We start from the raw sequence: 19,049 nt of genomic DNA on the forward strand, positions 1-19,049 counted from the left end.
AATGTGTAATAGGTTACCTTTATGAAAGGAGCAGAAACTAATGGACTTAAAAGAACAGCAGGCTTACATCCTCGGCGCCTTCCTTACGCTCGCTAACCGTCTTCAGGTGTTGGGTGACCAGTTGGATGAGAAGATCACAATGAAACAGTGGTTGCTGATTGCCGTTATTTTAAAGAGCGGCTCACCTGCACCGGCCTTAAGCGATCTGGCTGCGATGATCGGAAGCTCCAGGCAAAATGTCAAGAAAATGGCCCTTCTGCTGGAGAAGCAGGGATTTGTGACGCTCTCTAAGGATGAAAAGGATGCACGGATTCTGCGTGTGAGGCTTACCGAAGAATGTATGGTTTATTTTGCGGGTAGAAACCGGGAGGAAGAACAGTTTATGGACGATTTATTCCAGGATTTCAATGCGGAGCTGACCAGCGGACTGTTCACGGGTCTGACCAAGCTCACTGATAACATTACCCGGATGGAAGCTGGCTCCCCAGATGAAGAAAAGGAGTAGAACCCTTATGATTCTGCTGATCATTATTTTTGTTAGTCTCGTTACCGCTACAGTTGTCTTTTGGCAAATTCCGTACTCCAAAACCAAGGCTGAATTCCAAAAATTAGCCTCCGGTTTGCTCAAGGATGCACCAAGTGCGTCGAATAAAGTATTCACCAAGGAGGATTGGGCTGCGCTGCCGCCGCCTGTCCGGAAGTATTTTGAAACCGCCGGATTTACCGGAATTCCCCAGATGTCCTCGATGAAAGCCGTCTTCCGTAAGGTTGATTTCATCCTGAGCCCACGCAAGCCGGCTATCACCATAGACTACACCCAATACAACTTCATAGATCAGCCCGCCAGAATAGCCTTTATTGACACTTCGATGTATGGTGTCCCTTTTCAGGGACTGGATTCCTATGTAGGGGGTGAAGGCGGCATGAAGGGCGTTCTCGGCAAGACATTTACTCTATTTAACCAGCGTGGCGGGGAAATGGATCAGGCGAGTCTGGTCACCTTTCTGTCAGAGGTTATGCTGCTGCCAAGCGCTGCACTGCAAAGCTACATTACCTGGAAGAGGGTAGATGATCTGCATGCGGAAGCTACTATTTCCCGTTACGGCATTACAGCCAGCGGAATATTCAGTTTTCGCGAGAACGGGGAATGCAGCTCTTTCACGACAGAAGACCGCACGGCCATCGGGATGGATGGTTCAAAACAAAAGGTGAAATGGACCGCCTACATGGATAACTACAGAATAATCGGTGGCGTCCGGCAGCCCACTCACCTAAAAGCGGTATGGCATTATGAACAAGGAGATCTTGTGTACTTTGACAGTGACAATCTCCATTTAGAATACCGTTAATCCGCGGTTATTGGGCAGTCTCTATATAGTCTTTCACATCGCATAACCATATCATATGATCATTGCCAAGGCCCCAGTAGTCCTGAACCGTCTTATACGGCGCCCCGAACTTTCTGAGCCATCGTTGCTGCGCGCGCTTATACCCGCTGTCCAGGCAAAATTGCTGTATCCCCTGCCTCTTAAGCCACGCAGCCATGCTTTTAATCAGCGCTGAGCCCACCCCCTGGCCCTGAAACTGCGGCAATACGTATAAACTGCCCAGCTCACCTGTACCATCCAGCTCACCGCCTGTACATACCCGGATATCCTCTCCACAGGGACCGAAGGAAATGGTCCCGGCTGCTGTACCGTCCAGCTTGGCAAGCATAAACAAGGTGTCCGGGTTGTCCCCCGAGAGCGAGCTCAGGACAAGCTTGCTTTTCCCCTCAATTTCATGTTGAATATCCTCGCGTAAATCGCCAAGCCCCTCCTGTTCAAAAGCCTCCTTAATTGAAATTTCAAAAATCCGGGCTGCCGCCTCTTTATCCTCAGGCTTTAGCCTGCTTATGGTCATCTTCATATGCATGTTCTCAGACACCTCTAACTAAATTAAGCTGCTGCTTAAAGTAAGTGTACACAAAATGTATCTGGAGTGTGGAGCTTCTAGTTGTTCTGCTCAATTTTTTTCACAACAGGGATCCAAATCTCACTTCTGTATGCGGGTGATGATGTATCTTTACTCTCATTCCATAACATCTCCGGGCCTTCCACCAGCTCATAATGTGAGGAAGGGAACCATTCAGAATAGATTCTTCCCCAAACGTTTTGCAGTGTATCTGGAAAAGGACCCACGGCTTCAAATACAGCCCAGGTAGCGGCAGGCACCTCAAGCTGCGAGAAGGGCTCTGGACAATCCAGTGTCGTAGCCACGCCGATATAATGATCCAATTCCCCCTTTTCCTCCATCCGGCCCTCCGGGAAATTCACAGATGCACTGATCATTCCTTGGGGTTCTATATTGGAGAGAGCTTTAAGCTGGCTGATCATCTCCATATTCAAACTTCCCCACATCGCCGCAATTTCCGGATTTACTCCCTCGAAAATAATCGGCACTCTTTTATGAAGACCTACAATGCGGAACGCTTCCTTCTCTTCCATACGGTAATTCATTTCATTTCCTCCCTGGACTGTTAATTGAAATATCATCCGAGGAAAGGCCTTGAGCAGCTGACCGTTCACTCTGGCTTCAGAAGGCGTTACTCCATGAAACAGCTGAAAAGCCTTGGTAAAGGCATCAGGTGAACTGTAACCGTAATTGACAGCGATATCGATGACCCTTAAGGAACTATGCTGCAGTTCAAAGGCTGCCAGCGTCAAGCGTCTGCGGCGCACATATTCAGACAGCGGGATTCCGGCCAGAAATGAAAACATCCGCTTAAAATGATATTCCGAGCACATCGCCCGCCTTGCTGCTTCCTTATAGTCAATTTCACCCGATAGCTGCCCCTCAATATAAGTGAGTGCCTTATTCATATCCTCCAGCGGATTCATGCAGCTTCCTCCTTTCCTCAAGTCCAGATTAACAAAATCACGCCGCCAGGCTCCGACAGTTCGTGCACCGTATTGACGGAATTGTCATTGCCGGCTGACCGGTTCCTTCAGCGAAATCTTGTTCAGGAGATCAATGAACTGCTGTTTGCTCTGCGGATCTTTATCCAGATTAGTAAACTCCAGAATATATATCACTTTATCCTTGATGGTTACAATCCCGTAGTATGTATTATGAGTTCCGGTCGCGCCGGATGCTGCGGGCCCGTTATCAGCATCGAGGGTAATTAATCTGCAAACCCCCGCAGGCAGGTTTATTGTTTCATCGTTTATGACCGAGCTGTGATTAGGCAGTGCATGCTTAAATTCAAAATCAGCTACATATGGACTTGAAGAGATTCGCCCTACTCTTTCACCCCGGTCATTTTTCAGCAAATAATTCATTTGATCCCCCGTATCCAGCTCCCAGCCAGCAGGCAGCTCCAAGGCAAGAGTAGATAAGTCATACTCATGAACAGCAGCAACCGTAGAGCTAGCTTCCTGATGATCCGCCTGAACGTCCCCCTCCACACCGAAATTAGAGCACCCGGTCAGGCTTAACAGTAAAGCAATGGTTACAACCATTGTCTTATTGGCTATCTGCATTCCCTTTCATCCTCCATTGCTTGTTCTACTTAGGATAATTATCCCATATGAACGTGTGTAGTGCAGCTAAACATTCATCAAGCCTACAAATATTTTAATTTTAACTATGCCAAGAAAAATACATTTGCATTCTAATTAGATGTATATATAATTAGACTATAATAAAATTAAATATCAGTTAAAATGGAGGATCACAAAAATGAAGAGTAAACTGGATAATTTTTTGGACTGTGACCGTAAGCTGCGCAGTTGGCCCGCCAAACGTACCAATCAAAGAATCGTTGTAGAGTATTTAAGTACAAATTTTGCTGATGGTGTGGAGTATACCGAGGCAGAGGTCAATGAGATTATCAAAGACAATCACACCTTTAATGATCACTGCTTTTTACGGAGAGAGCTGGTTGACAGCCGCCTTCTGGGCAGAACCTCTGACGGCAGGAAGTACTGGAAAATCCCCCTGCCTGAAGAATCGTGATCAGAGCCGCTTCGGTTGAAGGGAACATGCACCCATTCGCCTAATCCAGCATACATAGTTGGAAGATAGAAGGGCGGGATGCAGATGGGCAACAATATAACCTTTGAGCAGCGGGCAACCTTTCTGGCGGCTGTATGCAGTCAGACCTATGTGCAATTCAATAATCCCGACGGATCATTCGTGGTGCCGTTTAATTACTCGCTGAAATATACAATTATGGCCAAGTCGGTAGGAAACATCTGGGAAAGGTTCGGATTCATCCTGGAATCACCAGAGGAAATTATTATTGCCTTTCGGGGAACCAGCTCGACCACCAACTGGATTTCCGACATTATCGCTTCGCAAAAAAGATTCAAATATATCAAGGAAGACTGCCTGACCCACCGCGGGTTCACCGACATCTATTCTTCAGCCAGGAGTGAGATCATCTCTGTGCTCGACGGCTTGCCACCCGGCAAGACCTTAATCATCACCGGCCACAGCCTCGGTGCAGCACTTGCTACCCTTTGTGCAGTCGATGTTGCAGCCAACACTGTCTTCTCTTCACCCCTGCTGTACACCTATGGTTCACCCCGTGTCGGTGATCCGGCCTTCAAAAAAGCATTCACTATGTATGTACGCAGCAGCTACCGTATCGCCAATACCTTTGACGCCGTAACCTATGCTCCCCCGACCATCTATAAGCTGCCCAAACGGGAAAAACGTTACTACTACAGTCATGTTCCGGCGCTCAACACGCTCACCTTCCAGAATGGCGCTATCGGCCTTAATCACATCATCAGCAGCTATTTTGCAGAGCTCGCCAAGCTAGACCCGGAATTCACCCGGCAATTATGTCAGTCCAGCCCCGGATTCTGTCCGGTTGCTGTTCCGCCCCCGGTAACAGTCCCTTTATCCTGAAGAGCAAACCTGCCAAGCTGCCTGGCCGGATAAAAACTGATCAGACCAAGGCTTGCCAAATAACCGTTGAAGGGGAGCTGTGTATTATATAAAATCCGGATTGCCTGATCCACATCAGCCTTATTTATTGCATTCGTCAGAAAGCAATCCGGTTTCCAGATCACATGTTATATTTACTGATAAATTTCAATGCCGCTTGACCCGCTTCATCCGGCTGCATCAGCCAGACATAGGCATGCTCAGAGTTTTCTATACATTCAATCTCATACCGGTCGAGCAGCCCGGCAAAATAATAGAGACTGCTTCGTATTTGCTCATTCGCCCACTCTTTCTCACTGGGAAGAAACAGTACAGGGCATTTTACGTTCTGGTAGTAGTCTTCGAACTTCACGTCCCAGTATTTTTGAACATACTCGGTTCGCACATGGTTCTTATAGCAGCAGGTATAACTTCCGTCTTCCAGCTGCTGCAGACTATTTTCGAAGAATATCTGAAAATGTTCATTCCAATACCCTTGCTCTGTCAGTTCTGCACGCTCCGCGCCGATGTACTCCTCTATGGTTGAAAATACGCGTTCCTGCCTATCCGACAACCCGGCCAGCATCAGCGTTTTCTTCTGTTCAATCTCTGCTGCGGTTCCGTTAAATAATCCGTACTTACCAAATTCATTATAGATAGCACCCTCGCAGATCAGCGACTGCACAAGTTCCGGATGTGCCGCAGCCAGACTGAGACCAATCTCAGCCCCCATCGAGCTTCCTATGATATGACAGTGCTCAACCTGCAGCAGCTTCAGTAATAACCATAGATCGTGAGCCATATCCTCGATATGATAACCGGTCTCCGGCTTATCCGATTTGCCGTGTCCGCGAAAATCAGGTGCAATGATGCTGTACTTCTCTACAAATTGCGGGATAATCCCATTCCACATATGCAAATTACCGCCGCTAAAATGAAGAAGCACTACGACTTCTTTATCTTCTTGTAACGAATATCTGACGTTTATGCCGACAGAGCCGAGCTGGATCATTTCCTCAATCATGCCTGTGTTCCTCCTATGTTTTGCTTTCTCAATATGCTAATTGAATCTCCCATTTCCCGCTGTTGTGCTCAATTTTATGTACGCTTGTGTACGAAGACGGGAATGCTTTGGACAGATTCGTCCACTCCAGCTCCCGCACCAGATGATAGACCACATTTATTACACCGCCATGGGTTACGACTAATACATTTTCACGATGACTCTGCTCCTCCTGCTCCCGGCACCATTGTTCGAAAGTATTCTTAATCCGCGTATAAAATTCAAGCGGACTCTCCCCGCCCGGGTAACGTTCATCCATACGGAGGCCGGCGAAATATAGACCGGGGTACCGCTCATCGGCGATTTCGTTTGGCATACCTGCAACAACACCATTGTTGGTTTCTCTCCAGTCTCTGCTAGGCTCCACTGTAAGGCTGAGCTTCGCAGCAATCTCGCCTGCTGTATCCAGCGCCCGGCTGAGGTCACTGCTGACAATCCGGTGTATATTATAGAGTTGCTTATTATCGTTTAAATAGATCCCCAGCCGTTCCGACTGCCTGTACCCTTCCGCATTCAATCCCCGCTGACTCCAGCCTCCCCGATAACCTTCATCATCCCTGCCGTGTCTAACCAAATAAATGGACATCTCTCATCCTCCAAATTCTGTAAACTTGTCTCCGTAAAGATATGTAATTACTGGAAATACGTCTATGATATTTGCCTCCACCGTGGCATAGAAAAAGACAGTCCAAAAGCGCCCTAAGCGTTCTGAACTGCCCTTATTCACTTCAACTATTTACAACGATTCCCGAATTACCCGCTTGTAATAGAGTACAGATAGGAATCCGAATATCGAATACAGTACCGTATACAGCAGCATTACCAGAATCATTGGTGTGAGCATCTCGGTTCCGAAGAAGAACCACCCCGATTTGACTGCGAAATAGCTGTGGCACAGCCCGATGACTAGTGGAATACCGAAGTTGAACAGCTGCTTATACTGGATTCCGCGCAGGAGATCACTCTGGGTGAAGCCCAGCTTACGCAGAATGGTATACCCGCTTTTTTCCTCTTCACCCTCGTCCATCTGCTTAAAGTACAGGATACAGCCGGAGGTAATCAGGAAGGTCAGACCGAGAAATCCGACAATGAACATCATCATTCCCATGTTGGTCCGCTGGTTTAGCTCGTATTCATACTGGGAGAAGCTTGGTGATTGCGGTTTCTGGTCCATATAGATTTGATTCGCCGTATCGATCTGTGAGCGGTTGGTCAACTCAATGCCGTAATAATCCGCCACCTCCTGCTTTTTCTGCAGCTTAGGATTCCGTTCTTGCACCAGTTCCTTAAATACAGTTTCATCTACAATGAAAATTCCACCGCCTTCCCCATAATAGAATGGCAGTACCGGAGTCTCGAATATCCCGTTAAGCTGCTGCTTGATCGTGCCATTAACAGTCCGGAACCCCACCTCACCGGTTTTACTGAGTGACATGAATTTTTCCAGCGCACCGCCGTAGCCTACTATCCGGGTCTCACCCGGTTTCAGTTCCACCCCATCGACTTCACTGTCACTCACTACAGAAGTTGTAAGTACATTATCCCCCGGAGCTGTAAACTCCGAATGTTCCATAATCTTTGAAGCATCGACTTCCATCCGAACCGGATGCATATCTATCTCCTTGTACTCAATATGCTTCGCATCCAGGGCCTGTACAAATTTCTCCTTCACTGCAGCCCGGGCAAAACCGAAATCATGCGGTGCGCTTTGTTTGGCCGTTGCCTCCGCCGAATAATAAGAGATGTAGCTGAGGGACAACAGACCAATCGCCAGCGCCGAGACCGTAGTAATAATCGTCAGCAGCAGCGCGTTTGATTTCATCCGGAACATAATCGAGGAGAGCGACAGCACCTCATTGATTGAGAGATACCCCTTTTTGCTCTTGCGGATGGCATTGAACAGGAAGCTGACCGAACCTTTGTAGAACAGATACGTACCGATAATCACAAGAGCGAGGATGACAATCATCGCAGTCATGAGTTCGGACATTTCCTTAAATTTGCCGCTGAAGAGCTGAGTTGAAATATAATACCCTGCGGCAATAAAGGTGATGCCCAGGAGTCCGAGAATGATTTCCCATAGCGGCATTTTGCGGACGCGTGTCTGAGTCGTTGCTCCCGCTTTGAACAGAGATAAAATACTCTGCCCTTTGATGAACAGATAGTTCATAAGCATAATCAGCAGGTAGATAGCAGCAAAGACGACGATCGTCCGCACCAGTGCATCAGGGGAGAACCGCAGCTTGGCCATTGCTTCGATCTCAAGGATTTTGAACAGGACCATCAGGATCAAACGTGATACAGCAAACCCGGCTGCAATACCGAGAATCATCGATCCGAAATACAGCATCAGGTTCTCAGCGCTCAGCAGTCTGAAAATCTTCCCTTTGGTCAGTCCGATCAGCTGGAACAGCCCGATCTCCCGGCTGCGCCGCTTGATAAAGATCGTATTGGCATACAGCAGGAAGATTGCGACGATCCCCACCAGCAGCACCGAAGACGTGCCGATAGCCGCCCCCCCTTTGACGGAACCCTCAATGTCATCCAGCGCAGGATCGAATTGCAGCGTAACGAAGGAGAAATACAGCGCCACACTAAAAATCAGGGCAAAGACATACAGGTAATAGTTTTTAAGATTCTTTTTCAGATTACGGAAAATGATAAAGTTCAGGCTCATTGCTGAACACCGCCCAATACACCCTGGGTTTTGATAATGTCGTTGAAGAAGGACTGGCGGGACTCTTCGCCTTTGTTGAGCTGTGTATAAATCTGTCCGTCACGGATAAAGACCACCCGGCTGCAATAACTGGCCGCTACAGGATCATGGGTAACCATGATGATCGTAGCCTGGCGTTTGCTGTTCATGTCAGCAAGTTTATTCAACAAATCCGAAGCGGATTTGGAATCCAGCGCTCCCGTAGGCTCATCTGCAAAAATAATGCTCGGCTCATGCACGAACGCCCGCGCTGCCGAGGTCCGCTGCTTCTGTCCCCCGGATATTTCCGCCGGATATTTGTTCTGAAGCTCGGAAATCCCCAGCTCCCCGGCCACCTGCTCAAACTTTACATGAGCCTCCTTCTTGGAAATCCCGGTAATCGAGAGCGGCAGCAGCACATTTTCTTTGACCGTCAGAGTATCCAGCAGATTATATTCCTGAAAAATAAATCCGAGATGGTGCTTACGGAACTCTGCCAGCTGCTTCTCCTTCATCCCGGTAAATTCCTTGCCTTCGATCTCAATCGTCCCCTGGCTGACCCGGTCGATAGAGGATAGAACATTCAGCAGGGTCGTTTTGCCTGACCCGGATGCTCCCATAATGCCGACAAACTCGCCTTTATTCACCTGCAGATCAATTCCCTTAAGCACTTCCTGCTTGTTAAATTTATTACCATAGGTTTTGTAGATTTTATTGGCTTGCAAAATGACCATGTTCACCCACTCCTTTTCTGTAATTTCATCATAAGCGGGATTAGCTTTCTTTTCCTGCGATTCGCCGGACAATATGAACGGGCATGTGACATTATTGTCACATGCCCGTTATCTAAATAAGGTGGGGAATGGGCATACGCCGTAACTGCGGAGAATGATTGGACATCCGGCCTCTGTTGTTCACAGATTCCTTGCGCTATCGCTCCTCCAGCTCCAAACTTCCCCTCCGTCACTTCTGCCCATTCAGGTAAGGTCAAGTTCCACTAATATAGCTGGTGTGCTATATTCAAAATGTCACATCCTAAATTTACCTGTTAGCAAATCTAATCTTAGGAGGTTACAATGAAAAATCAATTCATTGATGCTCTAGAAAATCATTCGCTGGATGAGCTGCGCAGAATCCCCAAAAGCGACTTACATAACCACGCCGGGCGCGGAGGCAATATCAAGTATATCGGAGACTGGGCGAATACCCCCATCCTGCCGCCTTCCTCCAAATTCGGATCTTTGGGTGAGATGCAGGAGTGGTTCGTCAGTAATGTAAAAAGCCTTTGCCCGGGTATCCAAGGCTATCTGAAACGAATTGAGGCTTCCTTCGTCCAGGCTGCTGATGACGGGATTGAACGCTTGGCCCTGAGCTACGGGATAGATGAAATTGATGCCCTCGGAGGTATGGAGTCATTCATACATACAATGGACGGCTTGAGTCATCATTATGCGCCGCACACACAATTCCTGCCGGAGCTGGCATTTGACAGCCGTGATAATGTTGACGAAGCATTGGACAGATTGGATGAAATCCTGTCCTATCACTGGTTCAAGTCCGTTGATATCTGCGGTCTTGAGCTGGCCCAGCCGATAGGAAATTTCCGCTCTCTCTATCGCCGGGCCAAGGAGGCCGGGCTCATTCTAAAAGCTCATTCCGGTGAATTCGGCACAGCCGATGATGTAATGGAAGCCGTCGAAGAGCTGGAGCTCCAGGAGATTCATCATGGAATCGCCGCAGCGCAGTCTCCCCAAGTCATGAACTGGCTTGCCGGGCATAACATTACCTTAAATGTGTGCCCGACCAGCAATGTGATGCTCGGCCGGACAGATAATTACTCCACCCATCCCGTCCGGGCCCTGTATGATGCCGGAGTACCCGTAACTATCAATTCTGACGATATGCTGATCTTTAATCAGAGTGTTTCCGAAGAATATCTGAATCTGTACAGCTCCGGGTTAATGTCGGCGAATGAGCTGAATGATATCTATCCGTGAAACCGGACTCCGAAGATAATGCCTGCAATCAGTGGCCGGCAAGCCTCACGAAATCATTCTCCCGCGGAAAGGTCAGTGTAAATGTTGTGCCTTTCCCGGGTGCCGACTCCGCCCGGATGCCAATCAGCAGCGGCTCCGCCACCTGCTTCGTCAAATAGAGGCCCATGCCGGTAGCCGCCCCTTCCTGCCTGCCCAGTGTGGAGGTGAAGCCCTTGTCAAAAATACGCGGCAGATCCTTGGGATCGATCCCTCTCCCCTGATCTTCAATGACCAGTACAACATGTCCATCCGTTTCCCAGCTCCTAACTGCAATATCCGAAGCTTCACTGTATTTCACGGCGTTCGTCAGCAATTGCCGGAGCATGAACCCGAGCCACTTCCCGTCAGTAAGCACCGTTTTCGCCTCTAGCGACACATCGAACCCGATTCCTTTGGGAATGCACCAGGACTTCAGCGCCCGGATCTCTTGATTAAGGATTGGTTCAAGTCCGGTGTCCTCAATGAAAAGATCATTGCGCATAAACGGAATACGCTTCTGATGAAGCTGCTGGTCGAGCAGATGATGTATCCGCAGCCATTCGTACATGATCTGGCTCCGCAGCGTTTCATCCGGAAGGCGTTCAATCATCAGCTGCATCGCAGTGAGCGGGGTCTTCACCTCATGGATCCACGACAGGAGGTCATCCTTCTCCTGCTCCAGCAGCCGGAAGCTCATAGAGGATTCCCGGCGGTAGCGTTCTGTCTGGGCGGTTACTGCCTCCTGCACAATCTGTTCAAACGGACTGTCCGCTTCGTCAAACGCCTCAAGATCATATACCTGGTCCCAGGCTTTGACGGCCCTGTAGAACCGGGTCTCCTTTTGAAATCGGATGAACACAAACGCCGTACAAACCAGCACATTCAGCAGAACAATATAGAGAAGCGGCAGAAAGGGTATGGAAGCATCCACGAAAGCAACAAACAGGATCATCACTTGAATCCCGGCAAGCAGGCAGAGCCAGCTCCGCTTCTCTTTTATGTATTTGGTGATCATAACGCCGCCTCTTCGGTCGCCATATAACCTTGCCCGACCTTGGTTTCAATAAAAGCGTCCAGCTCCAGCGGCTCCAGCTTTTTGCGCAGCCTGTTCACATTCACAGTCAGCGTATTATCGCTCACGAAATGCTCATTGTCCCAAAGGTTTTTGATCAGTTCCTCACGGTCGACAATCTGATTCTTACGCTCCACCAGTATTTTTAGAATGAACATTTCATTTTTGGTGAGCAGAGCGGCACCGAGGCTATTTGTAACTGTATTTTTCACATATTCAATCGTCGCCCCCCGCCATGTCTTCAGCTCCGTCCGTTCGCTGCTGTAGTTGTACACCCGGCGCAGGGTAGCCTGGATTTTGGCGATCAGCACCTCGAAATGGAACGGCTTCTGCATGAAATCGTCCGCGCCAAGCTGCATGGACATAACCATATCACTCGGGTGATCGCGGGAGGAGAGAAAGATAATCGGCACATTGGAATGCGCCCGGATCATCCGGCACCAATGGAACCCGTCATATAGCGGCAGCTGGATATCAATGATGACAAGCTCCGGTTTAACCGCCGTGAACTCCTGCAGTACTTTGGAGAAATCCGTGATGCCGTATACCTCATAGGACCATTGGGATAAGCGCTCCCTTATCTCTTTAAATAAAGTAACATCATCTTCGACCAACATGATTTTGAACAAAAAAGGCACCCCGTTTCGAATCTCAATGCATGATTAATAATACTGATTATGAATCTATTTTTAAAGCCATCGCATAAACCGCTTATGGGATACTTTGATTTTCCTTTGCTCCGCCCATTCCGTCAGGTCTTTTATGTAATTATCATTTTCTAAACGGAAACAATTCTTGTAAGGCACAAGTAAATTCCCCTTAGGTCTAATACCGATGACAGGCACGAAATAACCTTTTACAAACACAGTCTTGATGTCACTGGCATGCAAAAGCTAAGTGAAAATCCCAAGCGCCGATAATGATAAAATAGCTCCATAACCCCATACTCAAACTTAATCCTATCAGCAGCGATAGTTCCGCGGAACGTTTCGCTTTGTATACGGTTGTATTCTCCATAATTCCTCCTGTCAAACAATACGATCCCGATAACTCCCATCATTATACTATAATCTGGTAAATAACGGACGATGCCGCCTCCCCTTCAGCGCAACATCATTCAAGAACATCCATTAAATTCGTATTATAATAGCTATACACTATCGGAAAAGAAGGTGAACACAGTTGGCTCGTGAAGTCCGGACCGTCGTTTTTGATACAGAGCTTACGCTGGAGGCATACCGTTTTGAAGGAATTATGCAGAAATTCCCCAATCATTTTCACGACTATTACGTTATCGGGTATATTGAACAAGGTAAAAGATATCTGCTATGCGGCAATGAGGAATATATCCTGAACAGCGGAGATGTAATCATCTTCAACCCGCAGGACCCCCATTCCTGTGAACAGGTGGATGGAAGAACCCTGGATTACCGCTGCATCAATGTCCAGCCTGAGATTATGCGCCAGTATGTGCAAGAGATTACGGGAAAAGACTATCTGCCGCGGTTCACACAGGCGGTACTCTTCCAGAGTGAGCTGGCTTCACCGCTGCATGATCTGCATCAGATGCTTCTGGACGAACAGGCGGATTTTCAGAAAGAAGAATTGTTCCTGTTCCTATTGGAGCAGCTGCTGCGGGAATATTCGGACGCCGGTACACCTATTCCCGCTACGGAGCTTACGACAGAAATCAAAATGATCTGCCAATACATAGAGGGTCATTATACTGAAAATATTACACTAAATCAGCAGACAGAATTGACAGGTCTGAGCAAATATCACCTGCTGCGGTTGTTTACTAAGCAAAAAGGCATCTCCCCGTACCGTTATCTGGAGACGATTCGTATTAACCACGCCAAACGGCTGCTGAAGCAAGGGGTTTTGCCGATGGAAGTCGCCCTGCAGACCGGGTTCAGCGACCAGAGCCATTTTACGAATTTCTTCAAAAAATTGATCGGCTTAACGCCCAAGCAGTATCTGCGGATATTTACACAACAGGCGGAAGAGAAAACATCGGAGGTCGCTTCATCATGAAAAACGAACACACTGCGGCCACCGGACATATGCTTGCCTTCCTAACAATTATGATCTGGGGAACCACCTTTATCTCGACCAAACTGTTGCTGACTGACTTTTCTCCGCTTGAAATCTTATTCTTCCGGTTTATTCTGGGCTATCTGGTCTTGTTCCTTCTCCATCCACGCCGGATCCGGACGTGTTCCTTCAAAGAGGAAGTTTTGTTTATCGCAGCCGGACTTTGCGGCGTCACCTTATATTTCCTGATCGAGAATATTGCCCTTGTCTATACGCTCGCGTCAAACGTCGGTGTCATTGTATCGGTCACTCCGTTTCTAACCGCGGCGCTCGTCCACTTCTGCTTACAGGAAGAACGTTTAACCCCCTCATTCATCACTGGCTTTCTGATTGCGCTGAGCGGCATTGTCTGCATCTTACTGAACGGAAGCTTCCGCGTGGAGCTGAATCCGCTCGGAGACCTGCTGGCCTTACTCGCTCCTGTGGTCTGGGCTATATATTCTGTATTGATGCGCAAAATCAGTGCACTGCAGCATAACACCATCGGCGCGACCCGTAGAGTGTTTTTTTATGGCCTGCTCGGGATGCTGCCCGCTCTGCCGCTGATGGATTTCCAGTTCAGTCTGAACAGATTAAGCGAGTCTGCCAATCTTATGAATCTTCTGTACTTGGGTCTGGGAGCTTCAGCGTTATGCTTCGTGACTTGGAACCGTGCTGTCGGTATTTTGGGAGCGGTCAGAACAAGCGTGTATATCTATCTTGTACCGGTCATTACTGTAGCGGCCGCTGCGCTATTTCTGCATGAAAAGCTCACTTGGGCCATCCTGATTGGCACCCTGCTCACCTTAAGCGGATCCTATATCTCTGAGCGCAAACCAAAAACGACCCCCGGCAAGGAGATCGCTGTACAAGAATGATATTAATTCAGCCGGTGCACCAGCTCATATTGATTACCGCAGGGATCGTCGAAATACAATGCATAATACGTCGGGCTGATCGGAAACAGCCGGGGGCCGCTGTTAATGGTGTCGCCAAGTTCTTGAACGAGTAATGGCAAAATAAAGTTTATTCATGCTCTCTTTACCTCTTTTAGCAACACCGTTTCAGCACTTGTAATATAGCCACTTGCTTGGTATGTCTTCAGCGCCGGATTGTTAGTTTTGCCGGTTAGAATCTTAACACTGGTGACACCTTGATAGCTTAGCTCCTGTTCTAAAAAAGCAATCAGCGCTGTCGCAGCGCCTTTCCTTCGGCCAACTTCTGATACATACATTTCAGTAATCTCCCCGTATGCACCGGGATAACAGAAAGACCTGTAGCTCTGTGCGCACCCAAATGCTACAACTTCATCCAGCATTAGAGCTACAGCGACCAATTCCTGATTGCTCCTTAAGCTCGCTATTATATCCTGACATGGCCGTGGCTCCCCGCCGTTAAACTCAAAGTTTAGCCTGGCCAGGTCTTCGGCATCGTCAACTGTGGCTCGTCTCACTACAATTGTCACATCTATTATCCTTTCTCAGTATTATTTCCGGTAAATCAGCTCTCTCAGTTCCTCATGAATCGCTGCCGGGATCTCATAACCTTGCCCGCTATCTTCAGTATCGACCAGCAGGCCTCTAATCCCCTTTTGACCGGAATCAGAAATATTCAAGACATAAGTCTTCTGGCTGTCATCTTCATAGGACACATACATCAGAAAATAAGTCCCGTAATCCAATACCCCGCTCATTTTGACCGACTTATCGATGGCACTAACGAAGGTTCTAATTTCATCTGCTCCAGTATACGTTTTCTCTGTAAAGGGTACGGTAGATTGCTGATCACTGGTACATAAATCCACACACTCCAGCCGTATCTTATCCACCTCTCTCACTTTAGGTTCACTGCAGCCCAGAATTCCAAATAACAGCATACAGGAGAGCAGAAACATCCATATTCGCACCCTAGTTCCTCCTTATCTTGGACTCTGATGGATAACCTTTCCATATATTTCTGCAGAGACAAGAAAAAAGCCTGCTAACTCAACCTCCTAGTATAGGGATTAAGTATGCAGGCTCTATTTATTCTACCTTGCGGAGTGTGAAGTAATTATTTAACTTCAGTTGCTCCAGTCACTTTACCTTCCATAACAGCGGATGCTTGTACATCTGCATTTGCAAAGTACAGGTTACCGTCGATTGTAGCATCTTTATACAGGTTGAAGCCGTTAGCTTCTACGTAAACGTCACCTTTGATCGTTCCGCCTTGCACTCTGAAGTTTTCACTTTGAACAGTCACTTTAGGTGCAGTAAGAGTGTAGCTGGCTGTAACTTTGTGATCAGCATCCTGAGCATACAGGGCAAGCTTGCGGTAAATTGCATTTTCGGCAGCGCCTTTATCATGGAATTCCCCGGCTACAACAACATCCTGATCTACTGTCAGGTCATTAAGGATCGCTACGATCCAGTTACCTTCTGCGCTTACTGCTTTAAGGAATGGATCTTGTTCTTTAACAATGGATGCTGTAGATACTGCATCTGTCTGTGCAGCAGCTGTAGGAGCAGTTGTAGCTGTAGCAGCCGCTTCATTTCCTTCATTGTTACCATTCGAACCGCAACCCGACAACAATGCAGCAGAAACACCAGCAACCAGCAAAACTTTAACGAATTTCATTTTTAAATCCCCCTATTTCTTTTTAATAACCATATTATATATTAAAATTTGAAAAATATCACGTGATGTTTTTCACAAATTTGTGTCACTACATGAAAGCGCAAAAAAAAGCGGCTTCTGACAGCGTATCAGAAAAAATAAAGACACTGACTGAATGCCAGCGTTTTTATTCACTATTTCTTTGCTGTTACCAGAATAGCAACAATTTTATGTTCATTACCGTGCATATCTGTGAACTCATACACTTTGTCCGCTAATTCAACTTCGCTGAACTCAGCAAACAGGGTCTCCAGTTCTTCACGCGTAGTGTAATAATGCGGAATATCTTCCTCGCCGGGTCTTCCCCCGACAAATGTATTCTTGTCGATCTCCTCACCAATCCCGTAAGTGGGATCTTCAGTCGTCACAAAATCCGTTACTACCGTTCCGCCTTTCTTGAGTACACGATGTATCTCGTGGATTCCTTGCCGGATGTCTTCCCTGACTCCGTGCCCTTGAACCCATATACATAACACGCCGTCAAACCTCTGATCCTCCAATGTCATCGCGTACATATTCTGCACACTGTATTCCACATCATAGGCTCCACATTGATCCACAAGCTGTCTGGTTAGCTGCACACCCGTAGGGGAGAGATCACTTGCATGTATATGAAAGCCCTGATCAGCCAAAAAAAGCGTATGCCGGCCTGTGCCGCAGCCCAAATCCAGTATAGATGTACAGCCGTTGTCTGTAAATCGCTGCGCAGCCTCTACTACTGTATCCAATACATCAATTTGCGTTTTTCCCTGCTCCACATAAATTGCTTCCCAGCTGCCATTTTTCATAAGCTCTGATCTCCTCTCCACAGTGTAAATAATATCCATGCAGAGATAAAATATACCATTTATCCGTCCGGACTGACGCCTGATTAAGTCACATATGAGACATAAGGTTCTATCCCAAATCCATCTCTTTCTAGTCCACTTTTCCAGTTCAGCCTTAGGAACAATCATTGAATATTCCTTAATCAGCCCCAAACTCAGATCATGATAGGGGTATTTCACCTTGTTATTTCGCTTTTTCCCATGCGGACTGGTACACTCTTTATCAGATATGTACAATGAAACGAAAAAGACAGCAATCCAACGGCATAAGAAAGGAATTCCGCAATGAATATATCTCAACTGTCCGCAGCACTTGCGCCGCAGAATTTACGCAGCTGTCTGATCAGCCGGGAAGGCCGGCTTATATATGAACAATATAGAGAGCCTCACACTGTTACCCAGATTGCCAAAATCAACTCCTGTACCAAAAGCATTCTATCCGCGCTGATCTGCATCGCTATCGGGCAGGGCTTGCTTCCACAGCCTTCTACTCCCCTGTCGCATTTCTATCCCCAACTTCAGCTGGACACAGATAAGCGTAAGGCAGCAATCACCCTGGAGCAATTGTTAACGATGTCCGCAGGGTTCAACTGGACTGAATTTGGCGGACAGAACTCTTTTCCCCGGATGACCCGGTCAGAGAACTGGACGAATTTCGTGCTGCAGCAGAAGCTGTCGCATAATCCAGGGGAGCATATGGAATACAACTCCGGTGTCTCACAGCTGCTGTCGGCTATTCTGGTACAAGGAACAGAGATACCCACTGCCCGGTTTGCTGAGTTGCACCTGTTCGGGCCGCTTGGAATTGAGCAGTATGAGTGGGAGCAGGATCCGCAAGGGATTCATACCGGAGGATTCGGGCTTCGCCTGCGGCCATCCGATCTGCTGATGTTTGGGCAGCTCTACTTGCAGCAAGGGAATTGGGCGGAGCGGCAGCTGATTCCTTCAGAGCTGATCACCCGCTCCACGCAAACCGCCATACAGGCGGAAGCTCCCCGGCGCGGCGGCTACGGCTGGCATTGGTGGACAGGCAGCTATGCTATTGCAGCAGGCGGTACAACAGGATCTGAATTGCACTATTATTACGCCAGAGGGTATGGTGGGCAATTTGTTTATGTACTTCCTGCGCTTGAGACAGTTGTTGTTCTAACACAAGATCACCAGGGCAAGCAGAAGAAACCTCCTGTAGATGTGTTCCGCGAATGGATCGCTCCGCTGCTCAGTGAAGGATCCCTCTGAGATAGACCCTCACCTATAAAATTCAGCCGGAAAATGCATAAATCCCCGTCTACCTTATAAACCTAGGTAACGGGGACTTATGTGTCCAATCCAATATTCAATTCAATCATTTCCTCCAGCAACAATCCATATCCCTGACATGGTAATTGTTAATTCATATTCGGTATTTCCCGTTCGCTCCGTAATCGGAGTATTGCTCCATGTCCTGCATATGGGATGAGTTCCCCGCGTACACGATTACACGAAAAACGTTTTCACGGACGTTTTCCCTACTGTGTCAACCGCAGTTGTACGCTTCGCTAACCTGCTTCAACGGAATCACGCTCCTTCGACTGCAAGATGTGTCTTGCCTGAAAAGCTTGTTCCTTGTTCATGGTTTCTTTGGGAATCTCTCCTTCCTTCAATTAATCACCTGCAAGTAAGCTTCTAAAAAACATGTGTTGCAGCTACTTGTTGGTGATGACACTATCTTAGCGCATAACCGCTGGATTTTAAA

Annotated in this window: 22 protein-coding genes; 8 read left to right on the top strand and 14 right to left on the bottom strand. The window is 47.7% G+C overall.

The genetic code is table 11. From position 1 onward, the window contains the following. The first annotated feature begins 40 nt into the window (after window positions 1–40). Both JRJ22_RS17250 and JRJ22_RS17255 read left to right on the top strand, forming a co-directional pair. Window positions 41–505: a MarR family transcriptional regulator gene (locus JRJ22_RS17250; protein ID WP_206100692.1), complete on the top strand. Its 465-nt coding sequence runs from the start codon at window positions 41–43 to the stop codon at window positions 503–505. A 7-nt stretch (window positions 506–512) separates the two neighbouring features. Continuing rightward, window positions 513–1,349 carry a DUF6544 family protein gene (locus JRJ22_RS17255; RefSeq protein ID WP_206100693.1) on the top strand — a complete coding sequence of 279 codons (837 nt, stop codon included), beginning with the start codon at window positions 513–515 and terminating at the stop codon, window positions 1,347–1,349. Between the two features lie 7 nt (window positions 1,350–1,356). On the opposite strand, the gene JRJ22_RS17260 is transcribed toward JRJ22_RS17255, so the two are convergent. From JRJ22_RS17260 to JRJ22_RS17270, 3 genes are all read right to left on the bottom strand, one after another. Beyond that, window positions 1,357–1,926, bottom strand: a complete 570-nt coding sequence (locus tag JRJ22_RS17260; RefSeq protein WP_232380873.1) for a GNAT family N-acetyltransferase — start codon at window positions 1,924–1,926, stop codon at window positions 1,357–1,359. Between the two features lie 65 nt (window positions 1,927–1,991). After that, window positions 1,992–2,879 (bottom strand): AraC family transcriptional regulator, encoded by an 888-nt coding sequence (locus tag JRJ22_RS17265; protein WP_206100694.1) that lies wholly within the window; start codon window positions 2,877–2,879, stop codon window positions 1,992–1,994. Window positions 2,880–2,963: 84 nt separating this feature from the next. Next, on the bottom strand, window positions 2,964–3,521 hold the full coding sequence (locus tag JRJ22_RS17270) for a hypothetical protein (protein WP_206100695.1): 558 nt from the start codon (window positions 3,519–3,521) through the stop codon (window positions 2,964–2,966). A gap of 199 nt (window positions 3,522–3,720) precedes the next feature. Here JRJ22_RS17270 and JRJ22_RS17275 point away from each other — a divergent pair, with 199 nt between their 5' ends. Together JRJ22_RS17275 and JRJ22_RS17280 are read left to right on the top strand one after the other, a co-directional pair. Further along, the gene (locus JRJ22_RS17275; RefSeq protein WP_206100696.1) at window positions 3,721–3,996 is read left to right on the top strand and encodes a DUF2087 domain-containing protein; all 276 of its coding nucleotides are present in this window, start codon (window positions 3,721–3,723) and stop codon (window positions 3,994–3,996) included. Window positions 3,997–4,080: 84 nt separating this feature from the next. Beyond that, window positions 4,081–4,896, top strand: coding sequence for an alpha/beta fold hydrolase (locus JRJ22_RS17280; RefSeq protein ID WP_408637839.1), 816 nt, complete (start codon window positions 4,081–4,083; stop codon window positions 4,894–4,896). Window positions 4,897–5,056: 160 nt separating this feature from the next. Here the strand turns inward: JRJ22_RS17280 and JRJ22_RS17285 are convergent, their stop codons facing one another. The 4 genes from JRJ22_RS17285 to JRJ22_RS17300 form a co-directional block, all read right to left on the bottom strand. Further along, window positions 5,057–5,938 carry an alpha/beta hydrolase gene (locus JRJ22_RS17285; protein WP_206100698.1) on the bottom strand — a complete coding sequence of 294 codons (882 nt, stop codon included), beginning with the start codon at window positions 5,936–5,938 and terminating at the stop codon, window positions 5,057–5,059. Between the two features lie 28 nt (window positions 5,939–5,966). Beyond that, window positions 5,967–6,563: a histidine phosphatase family protein gene (locus JRJ22_RS17290; RefSeq protein ID WP_206100699.1), complete on the bottom strand. Its 597-nt coding sequence runs from the start codon at window positions 6,561–6,563 to the stop codon at window positions 5,967–5,969. 150 nt (window positions 6,564–6,713) lie between these two features. Further along, entirely contained in the window at window positions 6,714–8,654 is a 1,941-nt protein-coding gene (locus JRJ22_RS17295) for an ABC transporter permease (RefSeq protein WP_206100700.1), read from the bottom strand. Beyond that, window positions 8,651–9,406: an ABC transporter ATP-binding protein gene (locus tag JRJ22_RS17300; RefSeq protein ID WP_206100701.1), complete on the bottom strand. Its 756-nt coding sequence runs from the start codon at window positions 9,404–9,406 to the stop codon at window positions 8,651–8,653. Before JRJ22_RS17300 ends, JRJ22_RS17295 begins: the two co-directional genes overlap by 4 nt. A gap of 342 nt (window positions 9,407–9,748) precedes the next feature. On the opposite strand from JRJ22_RS17300, the gene JRJ22_RS17305 reads away from it, so the two are divergent. Beyond that, entirely contained in the window at window positions 9,749–10,669 is a 921-nt protein-coding gene (locus tag JRJ22_RS17305; RefSeq protein ID WP_206100702.1) for an amidohydrolase family protein, read from the top strand. A gap of 28 nt (window positions 10,670–10,697) precedes the next feature. Here JRJ22_RS17305 and JRJ22_RS17310 read toward each other — a convergent pair whose 3' ends face one another. Both JRJ22_RS17310 and JRJ22_RS17315 read right to left on the bottom strand, forming a co-directional pair. Beyond that, window positions 10,698–11,702, bottom strand: coding sequence for a sensor histidine kinase (locus tag JRJ22_RS17310; protein WP_206100703.1), 1,005 nt, complete (start codon window positions 11,700–11,702; stop codon window positions 10,698–10,700). Continuing rightward, the gene (locus tag JRJ22_RS17315) at window positions 11,699–12,388 is read right to left on the bottom strand and encodes a response regulator transcription factor (RefSeq protein WP_206100704.1); all 690 of its coding nucleotides are present in this window, start codon (window positions 12,386–12,388) and stop codon (window positions 11,699–11,701) included. The genes JRJ22_RS17310 and JRJ22_RS17315 overlap by 4 nt, the downstream gene beginning before the upstream one ends. Before the next feature lie 553 nt (window positions 12,389–12,941). Here JRJ22_RS17315 and JRJ22_RS17320 point away from each other — a divergent pair. Together JRJ22_RS17320 and JRJ22_RS17325 are read left to right on the top strand one after the other, a co-directional pair. Continuing rightward, window positions 12,942–13,793, top strand: coding sequence for an AraC family ligand binding domain-containing protein (locus JRJ22_RS17320; RefSeq protein WP_206100705.1), 852 nt, complete (start codon window positions 12,942–12,944; stop codon window positions 13,791–13,793). Further along, a complete protein-coding gene (locus tag JRJ22_RS17325; RefSeq protein WP_206100706.1) occupies window positions 13,790–14,710 on the top strand; it encodes a DMT family transporter in 921 nt (306 codons plus the stop codon). The genes JRJ22_RS17320 and JRJ22_RS17325 overlap by 4 nt, the downstream gene beginning before the upstream one ends. A 2-nt stretch (window positions 14,711–14,712) precedes the next feature. Here the strand turns inward: JRJ22_RS17325 and JRJ22_RS17330 are convergent, their stop codons facing one another. The 5 genes from JRJ22_RS17330 to JRJ22_RS17350 all read right to left on the bottom strand — a co-directional run bounded on the left by JRJ22_RS17330 (window position 14,713) and on the right by JRJ22_RS17350 (window position 17,275). Further along, on the bottom strand, window positions 14,713–14,850 hold the full coding sequence (locus JRJ22_RS17330; protein WP_206100707.1) for a VOC family protein: 138 nt from the start codon (window positions 14,848–14,850) through the stop codon (window positions 14,713–14,715). Between the two features lie 12 nt (window positions 14,851–14,862). Beyond that, the gene (locus JRJ22_RS17335; protein ID WP_206100708.1) at window positions 14,863–15,297 is read right to left on the bottom strand and encodes a GNAT family N-acetyltransferase; all 435 of its coding nucleotides are present in this window, start codon (window positions 15,295–15,297) and stop codon (window positions 14,863–14,865) included. 21 nt (window positions 15,298–15,318) lie between these two features. Continuing rightward, window positions 15,319–15,738 carry a YhfM domain-containing protein gene (locus JRJ22_RS17340; protein WP_206100709.1) on the bottom strand — a complete coding sequence of 140 codons (420 nt, stop codon included), beginning with the start codon at window positions 15,736–15,738 and terminating at the stop codon, window positions 15,319–15,321. Window positions 15,739–15,884: 146 nt separating this feature from the next. Continuing rightward, complete coding sequence (locus JRJ22_RS17345) at window positions 15,885–16,448, bottom strand: polymer-forming cytoskeletal protein (protein ID WP_206100710.1); 564 nt, start codon at window positions 16,446–16,448, stop codon at window positions 15,885–15,887. Window positions 16,449–16,621: 173 nt separating this feature from the next. Further along, window positions 16,622–17,275: a class I SAM-dependent methyltransferase gene (locus tag JRJ22_RS17350; protein WP_206100711.1), complete on the bottom strand. Its 654-nt coding sequence runs from the start codon at window positions 17,273–17,275 to the stop codon at window positions 16,622–16,624. A 324-nt stretch (window positions 17,276–17,599) separates the two neighbouring features. Here JRJ22_RS17350 and JRJ22_RS17355 point away from each other — a divergent pair, with 324 nt between their 5' ends. After that, complete coding sequence (locus tag JRJ22_RS17355) at window positions 17,600–18,553, top strand: serine hydrolase domain-containing protein (protein WP_206100712.1); 954 nt, start codon at window positions 17,600–17,602, stop codon at window positions 18,551–18,553. The last annotated feature ends 496 nt before the right edge of the window (window positions 18,554–19,049 follow it).

It is taken from the genome of Paenibacillus tianjinensis, assembly GCF_017086365.1.
Lineage (GTDB): Bacteria > Bacillota > Bacilli > Paenibacillales > Paenibacillaceae > Paenibacillus_AQ > Paenibacillus_AQ tianjinensis.

Excerpts from the sequence above, each read along its gene's own strand:
- JRJ22_RS17345 (WP_206100710.1), bottom strand. The coding sequence starts at position 16,448 with ATGAAATTCGTTAAAGTTTTGCTGGTTGCTGGTGTTTCTGCTGCATTG.
- JRJ22_RS17275 (WP_206100696.1), top strand. The coding sequence starts at position 3,721 with ATGAAGAGTAAACTGGATAATTTTTTGGACTGTGACCGTAAGCTGCGC.
- JRJ22_RS17270 (WP_206100695.1), bottom strand. The coding sequence starts at position 3,521 with ATGCAGATAGCCAATAAGACAATGGTTGTAACCATTGCTTTACTGTTA.
- JRJ22_RS17285 (WP_206100698.1), bottom strand. The coding sequence starts at position 5,938 with ATGATTGAGGAAATGATCCAGCTCGGCTCTGTCGGCATAAACGTCAGA.
- JRJ22_RS17350 (WP_206100711.1), bottom strand. The coding sequence starts at position 17,275 with ATGAAAAATGGCAGCTGGGAAGCAATTTATGTGGAGCAGGGAAAAACG.
- JRJ22_RS17255 (WP_206100693.1), top strand. The coding sequence starts at position 513 with ATGATTCTGCTGATCATTATTTTTGTTAGTCTCGTTACCGCTACAGTT.
- JRJ22_RS17250 (WP_206100692.1), top strand. The coding sequence starts at position 41 with ATGGACTTAAAAGAACAGCAGGCTTACATCCTCGGCGCCTTCCTTACG.
- JRJ22_RS17300 (WP_206100701.1), bottom strand. The coding sequence starts at position 9,406 with ATGGTCATTTTGCAAGCCAATAAAATCTACAAAACCTATGGTAATAAA.
- JRJ22_RS17290 (WP_206100699.1), bottom strand. The coding sequence starts at position 6,563 with ATGTCCATTTATTTGGTTAGACACGGCAGGGATGATGAAGGTTATCGG.
- JRJ22_RS17295 (WP_206100700.1), bottom strand. The coding sequence starts at position 8,654 with ATGAGCCTGAACTTTATCATTTTCCGTAATCTGAAAAAGAATCTTAAA.
- JRJ22_RS17265 (WP_206100694.1), bottom strand. The coding sequence starts at position 2,879 with ATGAATCCGCTGGAGGATATGAATAAGGCACTCACTTATATTGAGGGG.
- JRJ22_RS17280 (WP_408637839.1), top strand. The coding sequence starts at position 4,081 with ATGGGCAACAATATAACCTTTGAGCAGCGGGCAACCTTTCTGGCGGCT.
- JRJ22_RS17310 (WP_206100703.1), bottom strand. The coding sequence starts at position 11,702 with ATGATCACCAAATACATAAAAGAGAAGCGGAGCTGGCTCTGCCTGCTT.
- JRJ22_RS17355 (WP_206100712.1), top strand. The coding sequence starts at position 17,600 with ATGAATATATCTCAACTGTCCGCAGCACTTGCGCCGCAGAATTTACGC.
- JRJ22_RS17325 (WP_206100706.1), top strand. The coding sequence starts at position 13,790 with ATGAAAAACGAACACACTGCGGCCACCGGACATATGCTTGCCTTCCTA.
- JRJ22_RS17305 (WP_206100702.1), top strand. The coding sequence starts at position 9,749 with ATGAAAAATCAATTCATTGATGCTCTAGAAAATCATTCGCTGGATGAG.